At 46.2% G+C, this 17,567-nt stretch carries 16 protein-coding genes and 2 tRNA genes; 14 read left to right on the forward strand and 4 right to left on the reverse strand.

Annotation, left to right across the window (positions count from 1 at the left end):
- The first annotated feature begins 6 nt into the window (after positions 1 to 6).
- Entirely contained in the window at positions 7 to 660 is a 654-nt protein-coding gene (gene trmB, locus RTR76_RS01250; protein WP_312515727.1) for a tRNA (guanosine(46)-N7)-methyltransferase TrmB, read from the forward strand.
- Between the two features lie 82 nt (positions 661 to 742).
- Entirely contained in the window at positions 743 to 2,050 is a 1,308-nt protein-coding gene (locus RTR76_RS01255; RefSeq protein WP_312515730.1) for a DUF2935 domain-containing protein, read from the forward strand.
- A 53-nt stretch (positions 2,051 to 2,103) separates the two neighbouring features.
- Here RTR76_RS01255 and RTR76_RS01260 read toward each other — a convergent pair whose 3' ends face one another.
- Positions 2,104 to 3,033, reverse strand: coding sequence for a hypothetical protein (locus RTR76_RS01260; RefSeq protein ID WP_312515733.1), 930 nt, complete (start codon positions 3,031 to 3,033; stop codon positions 2,104 to 2,106).
- A 127-nt stretch (positions 3,034 to 3,160) separates the two neighbouring features.
- On the opposite strand from RTR76_RS01260, the gene RTR76_RS01265 reads away from it, so the two are divergent.
- From RTR76_RS01265 to RTR76_RS01285, 5 genes are all read left to right on the forward strand, one after another.
- Complete coding sequence (locus tag RTR76_RS01265) at positions 3,161 to 4,333, forward strand: putative peptidoglycan glycosyltransferase FtsW (RefSeq protein WP_312516168.1); 1,173 nt, start codon at positions 3,161 to 3,163, stop codon at positions 4,331 to 4,333.
- A gap of 63 nt (positions 4,334 to 4,396) precedes the next feature.
- Positions 4,397 to 4,675, forward strand: a complete 279-nt coding sequence (locus tag RTR76_RS01270) for a PspC domain-containing protein (RefSeq protein WP_312515736.1) — start codon at positions 4,397 to 4,399, stop codon at positions 4,673 to 4,675.
- Between the two features lie 116 nt (positions 4,676 to 4,791).
- A complete protein-coding gene (locus RTR76_RS01275) occupies positions 4,792 to 5,106 on the forward strand; it encodes a spore coat associated protein CotJA (RefSeq protein WP_312515739.1) in 315 nt (104 codons plus the stop codon).
- 21 nt (positions 5,107 to 5,127) lie between these two features.
- The gene (locus tag RTR76_RS01280; RefSeq protein ID WP_312515741.1) at positions 5,128 to 5,385 is read left to right on the forward strand and encodes a spore coat protein CotJB; all 258 of its coding nucleotides are present in this window, start codon (positions 5,128 to 5,130) and stop codon (positions 5,383 to 5,385) included.
- Positions 5,386 to 5,409: 24 nt separating this feature from the next.
- Complete coding sequence (locus tag RTR76_RS01285) at positions 5,410 to 6,012, forward strand: manganese catalase family protein (protein ID WP_312515744.1); 603 nt, start codon at positions 5,410 to 5,412, stop codon at positions 6,010 to 6,012.
- Between the two features lie 64 nt (positions 6,013 to 6,076).
- Here RTR76_RS01285 and RTR76_RS01290 read toward each other — a convergent pair whose 3' ends face one another.
- Together RTR76_RS01290 and RTR76_RS01295 are read right to left on the reverse strand one after the other, a co-directional pair.
- On the reverse strand, positions 6,077 to 7,162 hold the full coding sequence (locus RTR76_RS01290) for a M48 family metallopeptidase (RefSeq protein WP_312515747.1): 1,086 nt from the start codon (positions 7,160 to 7,162) through the stop codon (positions 6,077 to 6,079).
- A 153-nt stretch (positions 7,163 to 7,315) separates the two neighbouring features.
- Entirely contained in the window at positions 7,316 to 7,510 is a 195-nt protein-coding gene (locus RTR76_RS01295) for a DUF378 domain-containing protein (protein ID WP_312515750.1), read from the reverse strand.
- A gap of 156 nt (positions 7,511 to 7,666) precedes the next feature.
- On the opposite strand from RTR76_RS01295, the gene RTR76_RS01300 reads away from it, so the two are divergent.
- Positions 7,667 to 8,440 carry a polysaccharide deacetylase family protein gene (locus RTR76_RS01300; protein ID WP_312515754.1) on the forward strand — a complete coding sequence of 258 codons (774 nt, stop codon included), beginning with the start codon at positions 7,667 to 7,669 and terminating at the stop codon, positions 8,438 to 8,440.
- Between the two features lie 46 nt (positions 8,441 to 8,486).
- Here the strand turns inward: RTR76_RS01300 and RTR76_RS01305 are convergent, their stop codons facing one another.
- Positions 8,487 to 9,437: a magnesium transporter CorA family protein gene (locus RTR76_RS01305; RefSeq protein ID WP_312515757.1), complete on the reverse strand. Its 951-nt coding sequence runs from the start codon at positions 9,435 to 9,437 to the stop codon at positions 8,487 to 8,489.
- 328 nt (positions 9,438 to 9,765) lie between these two features.
- Here RTR76_RS01305 and RTR76_RS01310 point away from each other — a divergent pair.
- The 6 genes from RTR76_RS01310 (at position 9,766) to RTR76_RS01335 (ending at position 17,559) form a co-directional block, all read left to right on the forward strand.
- A tRNA-Ser gene (locus tag RTR76_RS01310) sits at positions 9,766 to 9,854 on the forward strand.
- Positions 9,855 to 9,866: 12 nt separating this feature from the next.
- Positions 9,867 to 9,957, forward strand: a tRNA-Ser gene (locus RTR76_RS01315).
- Between the two features lie 303 nt (positions 9,958 to 10,260).
- Positions 10,261 to 12,102 carry an APC family permease gene (locus RTR76_RS01320; RefSeq protein WP_312515760.1) on the forward strand — a complete coding sequence of 614 codons (1,842 nt, stop codon included), beginning with the start codon at positions 10,261 to 10,263 and terminating at the stop codon, positions 12,100 to 12,102.
- A 116-nt stretch (positions 12,103 to 12,218) separates the two neighbouring features.
- A complete protein-coding gene (locus tag RTR76_RS01325; RefSeq protein ID WP_312515763.1) occupies positions 12,219 to 13,376 on the forward strand; it encodes a DNA polymerase IV in 1,158 nt (385 codons plus the stop codon).
- Positions 13,377 to 13,516: 140 nt separating this feature from the next.
- Positions 13,517 to 15,622, forward strand: a complete 2,106-nt coding sequence (locus RTR76_RS01330; protein ID WP_312515765.1) for a cache domain-containing protein — start codon at positions 13,517 to 13,519, stop codon at positions 15,620 to 15,622.
- A gap of 296 nt (positions 15,623 to 15,918) precedes the next feature.
- Complete coding sequence (locus RTR76_RS01335; RefSeq protein WP_312515767.1) at positions 15,919 to 17,559, forward strand: PAS domain S-box protein; 1,641 nt, start codon at positions 15,919 to 15,921, stop codon at positions 17,557 to 17,559.
- Positions 17,560 to 17,567: the final 8 nt, after the last annotated feature.

Below are 17,567 nucleotides of genomic sequence, written 5' to 3' on the forward strand. Positions count from 1 at the left end.
ATTGATGTGCGTTTACGAAAGAAGCCGTGGGTGAGCCAGGCTTTAGAGAAATATGAAAGCTTTGTTTTGCGGCCTGCTGAGGAAATATTGCAAGGCCAGTGGCAAAGTATTTTTGGACGGACGGCACCATTGCATGTCGAGCTGGGTACCGGCAAAGGCCGGTTCATTTGTGGCATGGCCGAAATGTATCCGCATATTAATTTTATTGGCATTGAAGCACAGCAAGATGTTTTGTATTATGCTGCGCAAAAAATAGCTGAGAAGCAGTTAACAAACGTAAGGTTATTGGTGTTTGATATTAATCATGTAATGAATCTTTTTGCACCGGCAGAAGTCAATCGGTTTTATATTAATTTTTGTGATCCTTGGCCTAAAGCGCGTCACGACAAGCGGCGCCTTACGCACCATCGCTTTTTGGACATGTATCGCCAGTTACTTTCTCCTGGCGGAGATATTCATTTTAAGACAGACAATGAGCAATTGTTCCGCTTTTCTTTAGAGGAATTTGCTAATTATCAGTGGCCGCTGGAACATGTATCCTATGATTTGCATAATAGTGATTTTACAGGTAATGTGATGACCGAATATGAGATAAAGTTCAGCTCAAAGGGTGGCCCTATTTACCGTTGTGAAGCGAAACCGCCAAAGATTCTTTGCTAATTAATAAAATAAACATCACATAAACGCCAAGCTCGGCATACACTGTAGTAACACTGTAATCTGTAAATGGGAGAGTGTTGCTATGTCGCGCCCTATTACCATGGGAGCCCCGGTTCCGCCTTTAAACATGGAAGAGGTTAAATTCTGGCTGGAAATCATGCGGGAGCATGCTTTGTTCATTAAAATGGGATTGCCTTGCGAAAGTACGAGTTTAATTAGTGAAGCGGAGTGTTTTTACAAAGAGTTCGGAGCTTTGTATAATCGAGCGGAGAAAGTTGCCAGTGAGAAGAAGTTTGCGGAACTGGTTGATAATGCCCTTGATACAGTTGCTGAATTTCTCCGTTTCAAGCGTCATTTACTGCAACAGGTTTTGCTGTGCAAATTAATCGGCAATAACCCGCCGCTCTTTTTGGATCATATGGCCCGGGAAGCGGAATATGTGCTGGCCTTATTCGGAAAAATCAAAGAGTGTCACAGTAAGAATTATCATCTGTCCAAAGCACGGGAGAATGTTTTTTGGCTGAGAATAATGGCTGATCATACCAAATTCAGTGAAGGACATATTGATCCTTCCGAACGGATTATAATGAATATGGTAGGGGATTTTTCTACTGAGTTTGACAACTTATTCCTGCAGGCAAATGATTTTTACAGCATGCTGCAGCATCCAAGCCAATTGCCGCTGGTGACGGTCTCTTCCAAGAAGAAAAGCAAAAAGAAGCATCAATATTCGACGACCACTTGTCTACCTCATCTTAATCCGCCAGTATATGGCAGATTTATTCATGATGTCCGTTCAGCAACTCTCAGACTGCGGGATTTCAAAAAAGCGCTCTATACTATGGTAGAGAATTGCAGAATAGCCAGTATTCTGCCGGCGTTACTGGCAGATCATGTACGCAGGGAAGCAGATCATTTCCTGATGATATTAACAATGATGGAAAAAGGTCTGATTGGGACAGAAGGTGATTACCTGCAGCCTGATCTGGACGAGAGCCTGGTAGACAGCTTCTGCAATAATGATGACAGTGACACGGCTTCGCTGACAAGCCAGTATAGCAGCTCGGCAAATGATGATGACGATGACTGTGATGACGATTGCGACGATGACTGCGATGACGACGACGATGATGATGATTGTGATGACGATGACGACGATTGTGATACAGACATAGATGAGTTTGATGATGATTGTGACGATGATTTTAGCTCTAGCAGTCAGAGTAAAGCAAATTACATGAAACCTAAGTTTTACCCGCGTGATGAGGAGCCGGTCATCCAGTCTGAGCCAGTATCCGAGAGTCCGAAACCGGCTGAGCAGGAGAAAACGGACGGCAAATTCAAGTGGTCAGGCAAGTGGCCTCGTCCTCTGGGGAAAGCGGAGGAGTAGCATTGATGCTGATAAAGTTAAGGCCCCTTTCCAGTTGCGGAAAGGGGCTTTGATTATTTTCGTACTATGGCAATAGGCCCTAAGTAATGGCTGGTAGCGGTTAGTGCCGTTATTCGCCCGGCACTAAGGTCAATCATGGCGAGGTTCCCTTTCATTACGGAAAGACCGATAGCCTGCTGTCCATTCGGTAGAAGATGGATGGTATCGAGAGGCTGCCCTAAAAGAATATGCTGCGTTGGCTGAAGCGTCATCTTATCAATCATGGTAAGTGCTCCCTCTTCTGTAATCAAATAAATAGTGGTCTCTGAAACAGCCAGGTGAATCGGATAGCCGGTAAGTGGCACTTTGCAGTGAGGACAGGTAAGTTTAAGTGCAGTTGGTGGTAGATCTCCGGGTTCTTTGCCGATAACAGCGAGTCCGAGCTGATTATTTTCTCCTGCCAGGGTGACATAGGCCAGGCCAGCTGCATCAAGAGTCATCGCGGTCGGTGCCCCGGGGAGCCGGTATTCTCTAAGCAGTTGGCCTGCTGTATTCATAACAGAAAGAAGACCGCTCGCACCCTCTTCCCACAGTGAAAAGAGATGTTCAGAAGTCGCGGCAAGAGACATACAGGATAGCCGGGTATTATTGGTTTTTCCCGGCGTTACTGCGAGCGTTGCTGTATCTAACGTATAGAGAGTGCCTGCTGGATCGGCGAAATAGGCTAGTGTGTGCTGCAGAGTGAAGTATTCCGGATGAGAAATGGCAACAGGAAGCCGGTAGAGTGAGTAATTCGTTAAATTCAGGATATGTATGGAGCCGCTGCCACCATTGCCGGCAGCGGGTAAAAATACCTTACTGCCGTCGTCAGCGGGATAAATGGCAGTGATTGCTTCTGCTGCCGGAAGCGCAACCTCAGCGAGGATTGCATTCGTGAGACCGTCAACAACCAGTAAGGTTTGGGCAGTAGTATCCACTATCAGCAATTGATAACATGTGTTCATTGCGTTCACCTCATTTTATAAATGATAATAATGGAAGAAAGTCAGTCATTCTTATTGGGACAACCATGCGTTTCTGGTATAATAAGACGAGTATACATAGATGGGGGGCGAATGCAAGGTGAATAGAATGCCTGCCTTATGGTCAAATCCGGCGCAAGCCGTTTTATATCTTGTTATTATTTTATTTGCAATTGGGACTGTGAATATTTTTAGTGCCAGCTTCGTTACAGCAAGCAGGGAATGGAATGACAGCTACTTTTACTTAAAACGGCACCTGCAGGCTTTCGGTATTGGCATTATTTTGTTGTGGCTGACAGCGAAGTTTGATTATCGCCGGTATAAATGGCTTGTTCCTGTCATTATTTTGGGGACCTTGATTACCTTGGCGCTAGTTCCTGTCATGGGGTTAGAAGCGAATGGTGCCAGGCGCTGGCTTAAGCTGGGCATGACCTTCCAGCCTTCTGAACTAGCTAAACTGGCTGCGGTGATGATGACGGCCGCGTATTTAGGAATGCTGCTCGATAAAGGCCGCAGGACGAGTATTTTTTCCTGGCCCTTCTGGCTCACAGGCATTATGGTGGTATTGGTGTACAAGCAGCCTGATATGGGTACTGCTGTTGTGATCTTTGCCTTATGTATGGTTGTATATTTATTAAGCGGCATTCCCCGGCATGAATGGCTCGGATTAGTCAGCATTGGTGCAATAGTGGTTGTTGCATCAGTTTATGCTGCTCCGTACCGGGTTGTGCGTATTGCTGCCTGGTTTAATCCCTGGGCTTTTCAGCAGGATATCGGCTATCAGGCTGTTCAGGCTTTGCTGGCTATTGGCTCGGGAGGCTTCACCGGTACGGGGCTGGGGCTGGGAGCAAGCAAGTTTTTTTATTTGCCTGAAGCGCATACGGACTTTGCTTTTGCCGTACTCAGCCAGGAAATGGGCTTCATGGGAGTAGTTGTCATTTTAATTTTGTTTGCTTCGATCAGCTGGTACGGAACTAAAATTGCGATTAAAGCTCCAGATGGATATGGAATGCTGCTTGCCGGAGGACTGACAGCGCTGCTTGGTGGACAAGCGGTAGGTAATATTGCGATGGTCTGCGGTATCCTGCCGGTTACAGGTGTGCCTTTGCCGTTTATCAGCTTTGGTGGTACTTCGCTCATTGTGAATATGCTTGCAGTAGGGATTCTCGTCAGTATTGGCCGTCAGGCGGCTGCTGAAGGCAGTCAACCCTTTAAGCCTGAGCCGCAGTTAGATCCAAATCGTCGTGCCCGCCGGCGATTGCAGCTGGTAAATCGCAAATAGAATGATTAAAACAGCCCTCTGATGGTAATAATTCCAATATATTACCATCGGGGGGCGTTTGTTTTGCTATGGCTAATTCGTGCCGCAGCTTATGGTTTGAGCGGCCTTACCATTTGGAGCTTTTTTCAGGGAGATGCGGACTCATCAAGGCTTTCTGCAATCCATCAGCATTTAGCACTTGACTCAGGCCAGGGCATGGTGTTTGGCGTATGTGCAGGAATCAGTAATTATACGGGCTTAGATGTTACTATTATCCGGCTGGCCTGGGTGGTATCTGCGTTTTATAAAGGGTTAGGCATCGGTCTTTATATATTGGCGTTTTTGTTGATGCCAATGAATTAAGCGGGTGTAATAAAAGGAGCTGTTCGTTCTGAACAGCTCCTTTTTTATTTACAAATGTGTCAATATGTAATCTGACTTCATAAGCTATAGTAGGCATGGAAAGGAGGTTGTTCCAATTGGCTTCAGAAAGTGAAAAAATTAATAATGAAAAAATTGATGATGGATATGAGAGTGAGCGGATACCCAAGAAGAAAATGCAATGTGAAAAGGACTGTCATGAGGATTTCATGGACATGAAAGAATGCTGTGATGAACCGGATCTGTGCGAATTTAATATGTATGACGGAGAAATGATGATGCCACGGCCCATGCTGCTGGCACATGCTTACGTTCCATGGCAAAGGTACGAAAGAGCTTTTTCTCCCCGGGAAGCACTGATGAAGGGGACTCTTTTCCCAGAACTTTGGGGTGTTTATCCAATTCCGGAATAGAAACGCGGAGGTGAAACAATAGTGGATCGCAATAAGCAGATGGCAATGTTGGAGAAGGTCCTGGAGATACAATTTGTTGCAATAGAGCTTAATCTGTATCTGGACACTCATCCTTGTGACCAGGATGCATTAAATGATTATAACTGTGCGGTAGAATTGCTGATGAAACTAAGAGCGGAGTATGAAGAATGCTTTGGACCCTTATTTCACTTCGGCTGGAGCCCTATTAGGGGAAGAGAGTGGCAGTGGTCGGAGGGACCGTGGCCCTGGGAAATGTAAGTAAAGGCAAAAGGATGGGTGAATATGTGGATATATGAGAAAACGTTAGAACGCCCTGTGCGGGTTAGCCGTCCTGACCTCAAGGCAGCAAAAATGATAATCTCCCAATACGGCGGTCCTGACGGTGAATTGAGTGCATCGCTGCGTTATCTTAATCAGCGGTATAGTATGCCGACCGATATGGCTAAATCTGTTCTAACGGATATCGGAACAGAAGAGTTAGCTCATATGGAAATGATAGCGGCACTTGTACACAAGCTGACGGACGGTGCTCCGCCGGAGGCTTTTATTGAAGCGGGCTGGGAAGGACAATGGGTACAACATGATCATGGTCTATTTTGGACTGATGTAAATGGTGTACCTTGGTCGGCAAAATACATTGCCTGTCTGGGTGACCCAATTACGGACATGATGGAAAACATGGCAGCTGAGCAGAAAGCGCGTACTACCTATGAACATTTAATTGCAGCAATGGATGATCCTTGTGTAATCGATACATTGCGTTTCTTGTGGGAAAGGGAAGTCGTCCACTTTCAACGCTTTGGAGAAGCACTGAACACAATACAAGAATGGATGTCCAAGTCGAAGCATGTCTGGTGCGGCTGTGATATGAAAAAGAGTAAATAGGTTTGAGTGGAAGAATAAAGCCGCTTAAAACCCAAAAAGGTTTTAAGCGGCTTTATGATAGTCTTTACGAATTTACCAGGTTGTTCAAAGCAGCGACTAATTCATCGGCATTTTGATCACTGTCAGTAGGCGTCATAATCGTTTTGTCGTTTAGTCGGATGACTCCGTCTATCAGCTCTGCCTGGTACCCACTCGGTGCAGTTCTTAGGATTGTGGCGAGGTTACCTGCTACGAAATAGGCCCGTTCTTCAGCAAGCAGGTCACCGGCAGCTGCGGGAGTCACCCAGACTTTTCCGTTTATATAGACCGTTCCTTTGCTTACCTTTACTTTATTGTTGCTGTACTCTTCTAATCGCTTGGCAAAGTATTCTACACGTTGCTTATTAGTGGGATGGTCATTAGGATTAATCACATTCTCGAAGCTGTTATGGCCATTATCACCACTTTTGGCGGTTACGCGGGACCAGATTGCAGCGCCTGCACCGGGGTTAAAGCCTGCATCTACGGCATAGGAAAATGAATTGGCATCCGCTTCTTTTTCCTGAGGCAGCGTAGCATAAGTTGCAACCAGATTGCGGTTAATGATGTACGAGGTTATGTAAGAAATGGTACCAGGGTTTTTCTCCAGATAAAGCGCCTGCACAACATTGAAGGATACCAGCTTAGGTAAGGAACTAAGCGAATGCAGCTTCATGCCGTGGACAAGCTCGTGGGCGAGGACGAAGGCGATTTCATCTTCATTATAATTCAGATAGTGAAAAAGCCCGATGTTGACACTGACGTTATGTCCTAAGCCGCAGAAAGCATTAAATGTAGTTTGATTGTTAACAAACCAGGAGAACTTTGGTTTTATTTTTTCCTCGGGATCAATGCTTTTTAAGAGGCGGTGCATAACCGAATCCAATACTTCGTTTGCTCGGTCATCACTATTCTCACCGTATTCTTTTTTGTAACCTGACATGATTTGGTTACTTTGCTTATTATGGGCATATAGCAAGGATTCGCGCAGATAGAAATATTCAACTACGCCGCCGATTAGTATGTTGCGCAAGGAAGCATGGGTCACTGGCATTAAGACAAAAGTGTTAAAGATAAACGTTACGGTAAACAGCAAAAGGGTAACCTTGGATTGGAGAATTTTTTTTGCCATCCTGCTCCCTCCTAGTCCCAGACGGGAAACTCTTAAAATGAATACAGGTAATGATAATAATTATACAACTTTTTTGAGTTGTGGAAAATAGGAGAATCCCTCCATCTGCGTTGCCGTGTGATGGAGGGAATCAGCGTTGGTGAATATAAAAGGTTACATTCTGGACCGTGAGCCAAACAATAGTGGCAGGCAGGCTAAGCCCGCTATTCCAACAATTGCGTATACGGCGCGGCTGAGAAACGAACTTTGGCCACCCAAAATTGCAGCAACCAGATCAAATTGGAAAAGACCGACAAGGAGCCAGTTCAATGCTCCAACAATAACCAGTGTAAGGGCCAATTTAGACATGTCAGCGCCTCCTTTTGCGAGATAATACAGTACTAGTATTTCCAATTGAAAAAAAATAACCCTTTTGCGAGAATAAGGCAGGGGAATTACTGTTCTAAAACGAAGTTTAATGTCGTATCTTGCAGTAAATGTAGTCTATAAGTGGGAGATGTAAACGTGGTAACACGGCGTGAGTTTGTAAAATTATGTTTGAGTACAGTTATAGCCACCGGATTTTCAGAGCTGCTGGAAGATTTGTCGACTATCAGTGAAGCCTCCTACCGGGAGATACCGGTATTGTTGTATCATCGCATTGGGTATACAAATGGCTACCTAACGATAACTCCAGAGAAGTTTGCAGCTGACATGCAGATACTCACTGACTACGGCTATCATACAATTCCTTTATCATTATTTGAGAAGTTTCTAATTGACGGCAATGTGGAATTGCCGGAAAGGCCGATGCTCATCACTTTTGATGACGGCTATGCCGACAATTACGAGTATGCTTTCCCGATTTTGCAAAAGCAGCAAATGACGGCTGTCTTTTATATCATAGCCGGTCTTTTGGGACAGCCGGATAGGGTGAGCGCTGAGCACATTCGTGCAATGGCAGGCGGCGGTATGCAGTTTGGTTCCCATACAATGACCCATCGTGCGCTTGGCGAGCTGCCGGAAAGTGAAATTAGGGATGAACTGCAAACCTCCAAAAACATCCTCGAAAACGTACTGAGTAGTGATATACGAACGATTGCTTATCCACGGGGCAGCTATAATCAGGAAACCTTGCGCATTGCAAAAGAGCTTGGTTATGTAGGCGGCCTCACTACCCGCAATGGCAAATGTACCCGTCAGGCTGACCACTTTGTACTAAATCGGATACCGCTCTTCAGCTACGATCAGGATATACTGGCGGTAATCGCCAGACGCGGACGGGGAGAACCGGCATAAATACAAATACCCGCTTTGCAGCTGCAAAGCGGGTATTATTTTTGACTTAAAATAATTGCTTCTTCCATAGTGCATAAGCTGCGACACTGGTAAAAGTGATAGAAACGGTAATGACAAACCAGAAACCGAACTCGCTGCCCATAAAAGGAACGCCTACGTTCATGCCCCAGAAACTGGCAAGCATAGTAGGAATGGATAGCAGAATGGTCATAGAAGCTAAGAATTTCATGACAATATTTAAATTGTTAGAGATAATAGAAGCAAATGCATCCATCATACTGCTGAGAATATTGGAATACATTTCAACCATTTCAATAGCCTGTTTGTTTTCAATGATAACGTCTTCCAGCAAGTCTTCGTCTTCTTCATACATCTTAATAAGATGCTGCAATTGACTGTTAGTTCGGAGACGCAGCATTTTTTCCATCACGATGCCATTTGAGCGCAAGGACGCTGTAAAGAACGTGAGACCTTTTTGCAGCTCGAGCAGTTGAAAGAATTCTTCGTTTTTCATGGATTGGCGGAGCTGTTTCTCAATATCATCGGTACGACGATTAATCTGCTGGAGATATCGCAGGAACAACGTTGCCGATTTATAGAGTATTTGAAAGAGAAAACGGGTCTTTTTGAAGGTGCTGAACGTGCGGGCATTATCATTGCTGAAGGCCTTTAAAATTTCATTTTGTTCTAGACAAACCGTAATAAAGTAGTCCGGTGTAATAATTATGCCAAGCGGCAATGTGTCATAGCTATCCTTGCCGCGCATCATCGGAATATTGGTAACAACCAGAATATAGTTATCCTCAATTTCAACGTGAGACCGTTCTTCTTCATCCAAGGCGGTTTTTAATACATCGACCGGTACATTGGACAAAGCGGAGACAATCGTTATCTCTTCGGCTGTAGGACTGACAAGATTCAGCCAAGAGCCCTTCTCCATCGATTCGAGAGACTGTTCAATTAAAGTGACGCAATTACTTTTCCATATTTTCAACATTGGTGCTCCCCCTCTCTCTCTTGGGCAACACCCATATCTCTTACATTAGCAGTTGCTAAGGGCTAGAAAGATGGATATTCCCCTATATTCAGTTAATTTAGCAGGTCTGTGTTGTCTAGGTCGGTCTACATCCATTTTTCTCACCTACCCATCGGATTATGTGTATTTACATTTCAAATATAATCCTGTATTCTATATTAGTCAATAGACAACCAGGAAATTTGCTATTTTCAATTTATTAGACCTGCAAAAATTGTGATAAAATACCAGGTTTATGAAGTTGACAAAACGTGCAACCATTTGTTATAATACTAAATGTGTCGGGCACGGAGGGGTGTCCGAGCGGTTTATGGAGCTGGTCTTGAAAACCAGTGATCCTGAAAGGGACCGTGGGTTCGAATCCCACCCCCTCCGCCATTTTTTTCCCGTGGAGTGGTACTCAAGCGGCTGAAGAGGACGGTTTGCTAAATCGTTAGGGGGTGTAAGCCCCGCCAGGGTTCAAATCCCTGCCACTCCGCCACAACAGAGACATGCGACTATCGGTTACGTCCGATGGTCGTTTTTCTTTTTTAAGCTTTATTATTAGGCTATTCGGCAAAGGATGGGCAAGTGCAATTTAATAAGAAAATAGACGGTGATGAAGGGTGATTGAGCGAGATAATCAGGACGGCGCAATGCCCGCGGTATCCTATTGGTTACCATGAACCAAAGGAGTCTAAAGCGAGTAGAAACGGGCGAAATCGGCGCTTTCTTTTTTTGTAGGGAAGAGTATAATTAACTTCATTGCCCTATTAACAAAATAAGAAGCGGAGGCGCTACTTGTATGATGCGCGAATTACGGCGGGTGCTAATTGGCAGGCCGCTGCACAACCGTGAGCTGGCCCATGAACGGTTGCCTAAATGGAAGGCTTTATCAATCTTTTCTTCTGATGCTTTATCCTCAGTAGCGTATGGGCCGGAGCAAATTATGCTTACGCTTGCTTTACCAGGTTTGATTGCTTACGGATATATGGCGCCTGTGGCAATTTCCATCCTGGTGCTATTGGCAATTGTCACTCTATCCTATGCTCAGGTAGCTAAGGCCAATCCGGGTGGTGGCGGTGCTTATGCAATCGCCAAACAGAATCTGGGCGAAAGACCAGCCCTGATTGCTGCCGGATCGGTTTTTGCTGACTACATATTGACAGCAGCGGTCAGTGTTTCGGCAGGTACGGCTGCCATTATATCCGCTTTTCCCGAGCTTAGCGGCTGGGAAGTGCCGATTGATGTTATTGTTCTGTTTAGTGTACTAATGTTAGTTAACCTCAGGGGAGTGCGAGAGTCGTCCAATGCCTTTGTATTGCCTACCTATGCTTTTTTGGCCGGAATACTGGTTCTCTTATTTGTAGGTTTATACCGGATGTCTCAGGCTCCTTATTTTATTCCGCCTGATTCACTGGCAAGACAGCAGTTGGATTGGTCCATGCTGTTCCTTGCACTCAGGGCTTTTGCAAATGGCTGCAGCTCTATGACGGGTATTGAAGCGATCGCAGACAGTGTGCCCATGTTCAAATCGCCCGAATCGCGCAATGCCGCTGTTACCACGTATTGGATGGCTGGCATCCTCGGCTTTATGTTTCTGGGGATATCTGCATTAATTTTGCATCATCACATTCTCCCGGTACTGGAAGTGACGGCTTTATCGCAGCTGGCGGAGCAAATTTTTGGGCGAACACCGATGTATTTTTATATACAGATTACAACCATGCTAGTCCTTTATCTGGCAGCCAACACCGCATATAACGGCTTGCCAGTGTTATTATCAATTATTGCCCGTGACGGATATATGCCGCGTTATCTGGCCCAGCGTGGCGAAAGGCTGACCTTTTCCAACGGCATTATTTTGTTAACGATTATTGCCGCATTGCTTATTGTGATTTATGATGGTAAGATTGAAAATCTCATTGCCTTGTATGCAATTGGCGTTTTCATATCCTTTACGATTGCCCAGGTGAGCATGGTTGTTCACTGGCGGCGTGAGAAAGGTAACGGCTGGCAGCTGAGAGCTCTTCTTAATGGACTGGGCGCAGCAGCTACTGGGATTGTCGTAGCTGTGATTACGGTGACAAAGTTTGTGTATGGGGCCTGGATGGTACTGGTATTTATTCCAATCATGGTAACCATTTTTAAACGAATTCGCAGTCATTATAATACAATGGCTGAACAGCTGCATTTGCCGGAAGCGTGTTATGCCGAAGGCAGTGCCCACTTTCCCCAAGGCAAGCACTTGGTTATTGTTCCTGTTGCTTCACCGACGCGCATTGTCTATGAGACAATTAAGTATGCCAAGCTTATTGGTGATAACATCATTGCCGTTCATGTAGCCAGCGATGATGAATCGGAGCAAAGGGTTCGTCAGAAGTGGCAATGCTGGGACCCGGGAGTTCAGTTGGTGGTACTTCGATCCCCCTATCGGCTGCTGATGAGGCCGCTTATCAACTTTATTGAGAAAAAGCAGCGTGAGAAGGGACCGGATGATTTTATCACCGTCGTCATACCGGAGTTTGAAACAAAAAAATGGTGGCATCGTTTGCTCCATAATCAAACTGGCTGGTTTTTACACACAACACTTGTTCTCAAAGAAAATATTGCCGTAACTACTGTCCCCTTTCATTTAAAACGATAAAAGAAAGAGCCGCTTGGCTCTTTTTTTATTGAAGTAGCTTTGTATAATAATCGAGTTATTCCGCAATATATTGTATAAGGAACGTATGTTTGTTATACTTGATTTGGGTGATGCACATGCAGCGCTATATTATTCATGTAGATATGGATGCTTTTTATGCATCTATAGAGCAGCGGGATAATCCGCAGCTATTGGGGGTGCCGGTTATTGTAGGCGGTCTCAGTAACCGGGGAGTGGTGGCTACCGCTTCTTATGAAGCCCGCAAATTTGGTGTTCATTCAGCAATGTCAATGGTCGAAGCAAGACGGCGATGTCCTCAGGCTGTATGTATTACGCCGGATCACCGGAAATACAGTTTTGTTTCAGCGCAGATTCGTAACATTCTTGACCGGTATTCCCCGTTAGTAGAACCGTTGTCGCTTGATGAGGCATTTTTAGATGTTACCGGTATGGATGGATTGTATGCCGATCCCGCTGATATTGCCCGCAGCATAAAGGCGGATATAAAGGAACAATTGCAATTAACGGCATCGGCAGGTGTCGCAGTAAATAAATTTCTAGCCAAGCTTGCCTCCGATCTGCAAAAACCGGATGGTTTATATGTAATCAGGCCTGGTGAAGAAGCAAAGGTGCTGGCCGGGCTTCCGATAAGACGGCTGTGGGGAGTAGGCGAAGTAACGGCAGCCAGTATTGCCAAACTAGGTATCCGGACGATTGGGCAATTTGCAGCAACCGATCCTAAGTTATTGGAAGGTTATATCGGCAGAGCTGTTTTTGATTTGCAGCAGCTTGCGCGCGGAATTGATGACCGGCCGGTAGTGCCTGATCAGCAAGTTAAATCGATCGGTAATGAAGAGACTTTCGAAGAAGATTTATATCAGTGGGAAGAGATTGAAAAGCAGCTGCTGCTTTTTGCGGACAAAGTGGGCTGGCGGCTGCGCAGGCTCAATTTATCGGGGCGGACAGTGACGGTAAAAGTGCGCTTTGCTTCTTTCCGGACAGTTACCCGCAGCCGTACGCTCGATGAAGCTACCGGCCTGGATGGAGTCCTTTATCATACGGCTAAAGAACTGTACAAGTCAATTCCGGCCAACGAAGGTATTCGTTTGTTAGGGTTAACGGTAAGCAATCTGCAGCCAGCCGGACAGTCAATTGCCTTATTTGACTCAGGCCAGGAAAAACAGGAAGTGCTGCATAAAGTTGTTGATGGATTAAAAGCGCGCTTTGGCTCGGCGGCAGTCACGAAGGGGCGGCTGATTGATCCTCATAAATAAGGTGGGGATAATCATTCCACCTGCGGGCTGCACAAGCAAAAACCCTCGTTTTTATGGTATAATATACCATAAAAACGAGGGTTTTAAATATGTAGCTGCGCTCTCCTGATTCGCCGACTACATCGGGCAAGGAGGATAAGGTGGATAGAATAGCAACAAATGCTGGAACAAAACTGATTGTCTGTGTTATTTTGCTGGTAATTACTGCTGTTTCTGCTGCGCTGATACCGGCTCTATATTTTTTCTCCGACATCCTGGAGCAAGAGCAGGAGCGGGCTGCAACGCAGGGTGTTGAGGGGCTGCATAATATAATAGATGAATACAAGGCAAACGCTGTGCACTACTCTGCCGTATTCAGCAGGAATCCTAAACTTATAATGGCACTGGAGAATAAAGATGCCGGCGAATTGCTGCGGCTGCTGAAACGGATGCAGGGAGATTCAGGCGTCGATTTTATTACAGTTACGGATGACCGGGGTATTGTCATTATGCGTACGCATGAACCACGGCAAGGAGATAGTATGGCTGAAGCAGCTGATATCAGGGCTGCCCTGGCTGGAGTCGTGCAGGCTGTAGTTGAGCCGGGAGCAGTGGTCAGACTGGCAATTCGAGCCGGATCACCGGTGAAAAATGAACAGGGGAAAACAGTGGGCGTAGTGTCCCTTGGCTATGATGCTGCCAGGGATGAAATTGTTGACCGGGTAAAACAACTCTTTCATACAGAGGCTACTCTGTTCTCAAGAGATGAACGAGTTTCGACAACGATCATGAAGGATGGCAGGCGGGTAGTCGGCACTAAACTGAGTGAGCCTATCGCCACCACCGTGCTGCGTGAAGGAAAACCACACCTTGGCCGGTCAGAGATTTTGGGAACGGAGTATATGACAGCTTACCTGCCGGTTATGGGAGTAGATAATAAGCCGGTTGGTGTTCTGTTTGCCGGAGAATCGCTAGCCGATTTTCTTGTGGCGAGAAATAAATCAATTATGATTGTAGGCTTTATTATTCTGTGCTTTTTGACTGGCGCAATTTTTGTAACAACTAACCGTCTGCACCGTGAGTTGGCGGATGCCAAACTTGCACTGGAACAGGTGGTACTGTTCCGGACAGAAGAGCTGCGTAAAAGCGAGACTCAGTATCGGGCGGTGGTTGAAGCGCAGACAGACTGCATTTACCGCTGCACTCCGGAAGGAAAGCTGGTTTTCGTAAATGATGCTTTTTGCCTTTTTTACGGTATGCAAAAAGAAACGCTTATCGGACATAATCTGACTGAACTGCTTGGACCGGAGGGAATGGGGCTGATTCCCGGACAGGAATATCTGCCCATTCCGGATAATGCAATCGAGACTTCGCAAATGCGTTATGTGCGGCCTGACGGCAGTGTGCGCTGGATCGAGTATGTCAGTCAGGCTTTTTTTGACAATGCTGGCAATATTGCCGAATATCAAGCGGTAGGGCGGGAGATTACGGTCCAGAAAGAAGCTGAGTCGGCAATTTCGAAAGCGCGGGAGGCGATTGACCGCGCGTCGCGGGTAATGACGCTGGCAATGATTGGCGGGGGCATTGCCCATGAAATTAAACAACCCCTTAACGCTATTAAAATTCTAGTGGAAACGATTTTTATTTTGCAGCAAGATGCAGAGCGCCGTTCTGATGAGGAGATTACACAGAGTGTCCGCAATATCTCCCAGCAGGTAGATAAGATAGATGCTATTGTCAACAATTTGCGCGCATTGCCGCGCAGCAGTGAGAGTTTTGAATATTTGCCCTGTGATCTCAACTTGGCTGTACAGAGAGCATTGACGGTTGTAGCTCATCAACTTGTTTCACAGCAGATTGGGTTGCAGCTGGCGCTGGCTGCGGAGCTGCCGCCCGTATATGGCTCGCTGGTGCGCTTTGAGGAGGTCGTACTCAATCTGTTAGTGAATACGATTCAAGCCTTTGATAGTACGGACGAAATAGACAAAACGATTCAGATACAGACGTGGGCTGACGAACGTATTCATTTGGCTGTAAGTGATAACGGCCCGGGAATTGATCCTGCAATTCGTGACAGGATCTGGGAACCCTTCTTTACCACGAAGAAAAGTGCCGAATCAATGGGGCTGGGAATGTCGATTGTCCAGTCAATTGTTGCCGCCAGCCATGGAGTGCTTAAGGTAGAAAATAATCCCAATGGCGGCGTAACCATTCAGGTTTCTTTTCCGATCGTCAATCCTGAACCGGTTTCTCCAGTAGAAACTTAAAAGGATACATGTGCAAATTTTGCAAAAATGCAGGGTGCTGCATGCTGTTTTTGCAGACCTTAGTAAGCGGGGCTGCAACTTTTTTGCCTTATTTCCTACCGGGAAGCAAGCTGGAATAAAGTGGCATATTTATTGCATAGGAAACAAATAACCAGCTTGTGCCTTAGTGAATGAATGGTAAGTGTGCTTGTTTAACCCCGCAGTTGCGCGAATATGGCAGAACTGCGGGGTTGCATATATACAGCTGCAAAAGAGGCAGGAGCTGGAATGATGCGGGAAAAAAGGGGCTGGGCTATTTGAGGAGACAAGTAGGGAAGGGCTTTCGTCTCACCTACCGCCGCCATGAAGCAGAGCCAGGTCAAAGATACGGCGGGGAAGCACTAAAGACGGTCGCGGCACAGAACCAGGCTAAGGGATTGGTGACAGACACAGAGCAGCGTCAAATTGATCATAGTCTGCGGGAAAGCGAAGCCCGCTACCGGTCGATCATTGAGGATCAGGAAGAGTTGATTCGCCGGTTTAAGCCTGATGGTACGCTGACTTTTGTTAACCGGGCTTTTTGCCGGTATTTTAATAAAACGGCAGATGAATTGCTAGGGCTGAATTTTATCCAGCTCATTCCGCCGGAAGACCATGATACTGTGCGGGAGCAAATGCTTACCCTGACCCCCGCGGAACCGGTAGCACAGGCAGAGCGGCGATTTATCAGTATTGATGGCACTGTACGCTGGCAGCAATGGATTAATCGTGCAATTTTTGATGAAACCAATCAAATTATTGAATACCAGTCCGTTGGCCGGGATATTACTGCCAAAAAGCAGGTGGAGCAGAAGCTGCAGGAAAGCGAGGCACGCTACCGGGCAATTATTGAAGATCAGGAAGAACTCATCCGGAGGTTTACGCCAGATGGAACACTGACCTTTGTTAACCGGGCTTTTTGCCGTTATTTTGATAAATCACCAGATGATTTGTTAGGACTTAATTTTATTCATCTCATTCCCCCTGAGGACCATAAGACGGTGTGGCTGCAGATTGCCAGGCTGACGCCGGCCGATCCGGTAGCACAGGCAGAGCGGCGCTTTATCGGCCCTGATGGCAAGGTGCGGTGGCAGCACTGGATTAATCGGGCAATATTTGATGCAGCAGGCCAGATCATTGAGTACCAGTCGGTAGGGAGAGACATTACCTCTCAGAAGGAGGCCGAAATCAAGATCTCGGAAGCGAGGGAAGCGATTGCCCGTGCTGCGCGAGTGACGACGCTGGCCATCATCGGCGGCGGCATTGCTCACGAAATCAATCAGCCCTTAAACGCCATTCGGGTTTTAGCAGAAACAGGTCTTCATTTATGCCGGACAAATGCTGAGATGAGCAAGGTTGTACAATGCATCCGGGATGTTTCCGGCCAGGTAGACCGGATTGATTCCATTGTTAATCACCTGCGCTCCTTTTTGCGTACTACCCAGATGGTTGAATATGTCCCCTGTCATTTGAATGATGTTGTAGAAAGCTCATTGTCCTATGTTTCCAATCAGTTGTTTGTGCAGCATATCAAGGTTAATAAAGAGCTGGCACCTGGGCTGCCGCCCGTCAATGGATCATTTGTCCGTTTTGAGGAGGTTGTTCTCAATCTGCTGATGAATGCCATGCAGGCATTGGAAGGCAGGGAAGGGCAAGTCAAAGAGATTAGTATCCGTACCTGGGCCGATGGAGATGTGCATCTTACCGTCAGCGACAACGGTCCGGGGATTGCTCCTGAAATTTGCAGCAAGATATTTGAACCCTTTTTCAGCACCAAAAAACTGGGCGATTCCATGGGATTAGGCTTATCCATTGTAGAAGTGATTGTGGCCTCCTGCAATGGCTCCATCAAGGCAGAAAATAATACCGGAGGCGGTACGCTGATACAGGTATCATTACCAGGAATTCCTAATGTATAATGGGCTGT

This window comes from Anaerospora sp. (assembly GCF_032013335.1).
Classification (GTDB): Bacteria; Bacillota; Negativicutes; order Sporomusales; family DSM-15969; genus Anaerospora.

What these genes read in the sequence shown, in the direction of transcription:
- RTR76_RS01255 (WP_312515730.1), top strand. Translation starts at nt 743, where the DNA reads ATGTCGCGCCCTATTACCATGGGAGCCCCGGTTCCGCCTTTAAACATG.
- RTR76_RS01260 (WP_312515733.1), bottom strand. Translation starts at nt 3,033, where the DNA reads ATGAACACATGTTATCAATTGCTGATAGTGGATACTACTGCCCAAACC.
- RTR76_RS01265 (WP_312516168.1), top strand. Translation starts at nt 3,161, where the DNA reads ATGCCTGCCTTATGGTCAAATCCGGCGCAAGCCGTTTTATATCTTGTT.
- RTR76_RS01285 (WP_312515744.1), top strand. Translation starts at nt 5,410, where the DNA reads ATGTGGATATATGAGAAAACGTTAGAACGCCCTGTGCGGGTTAGCCGT.
- RTR76_RS01290 (WP_312515747.1), bottom strand. Translation starts at nt 7,162, where the DNA reads ATGGCAAAAAAAATTCTCCAATCCAAGGTTACCCTTTTGCTGTTTACC.
- RTR76_RS01295 (WP_312515750.1), bottom strand. Translation starts at nt 7,510, where the DNA reads ATGTCTAAATTGGCCCTTACACTGGTTATTGTTGGAGCATTGAACTGG.
- RTR76_RS01305 (WP_312515757.1), bottom strand. Translation starts at nt 9,437, where the DNA reads ATGTTGAAAATATGGAAAAGTAATTGCGTCACTTTAATTGAACAGTCT.
- RTR76_RS01320 (WP_312515760.1), top strand. Translation starts at nt 10,261, where the DNA reads ATGATGCGCGAATTACGGCGGGTGCTAATTGGCAGGCCGCTGCACAAC.
- RTR76_RS01325 (WP_312515763.1), top strand. Translation starts at nt 12,219, where the DNA reads ATGCAGCGCTATATTATTCATGTAGATATGGATGCTTTTTATGCATCT.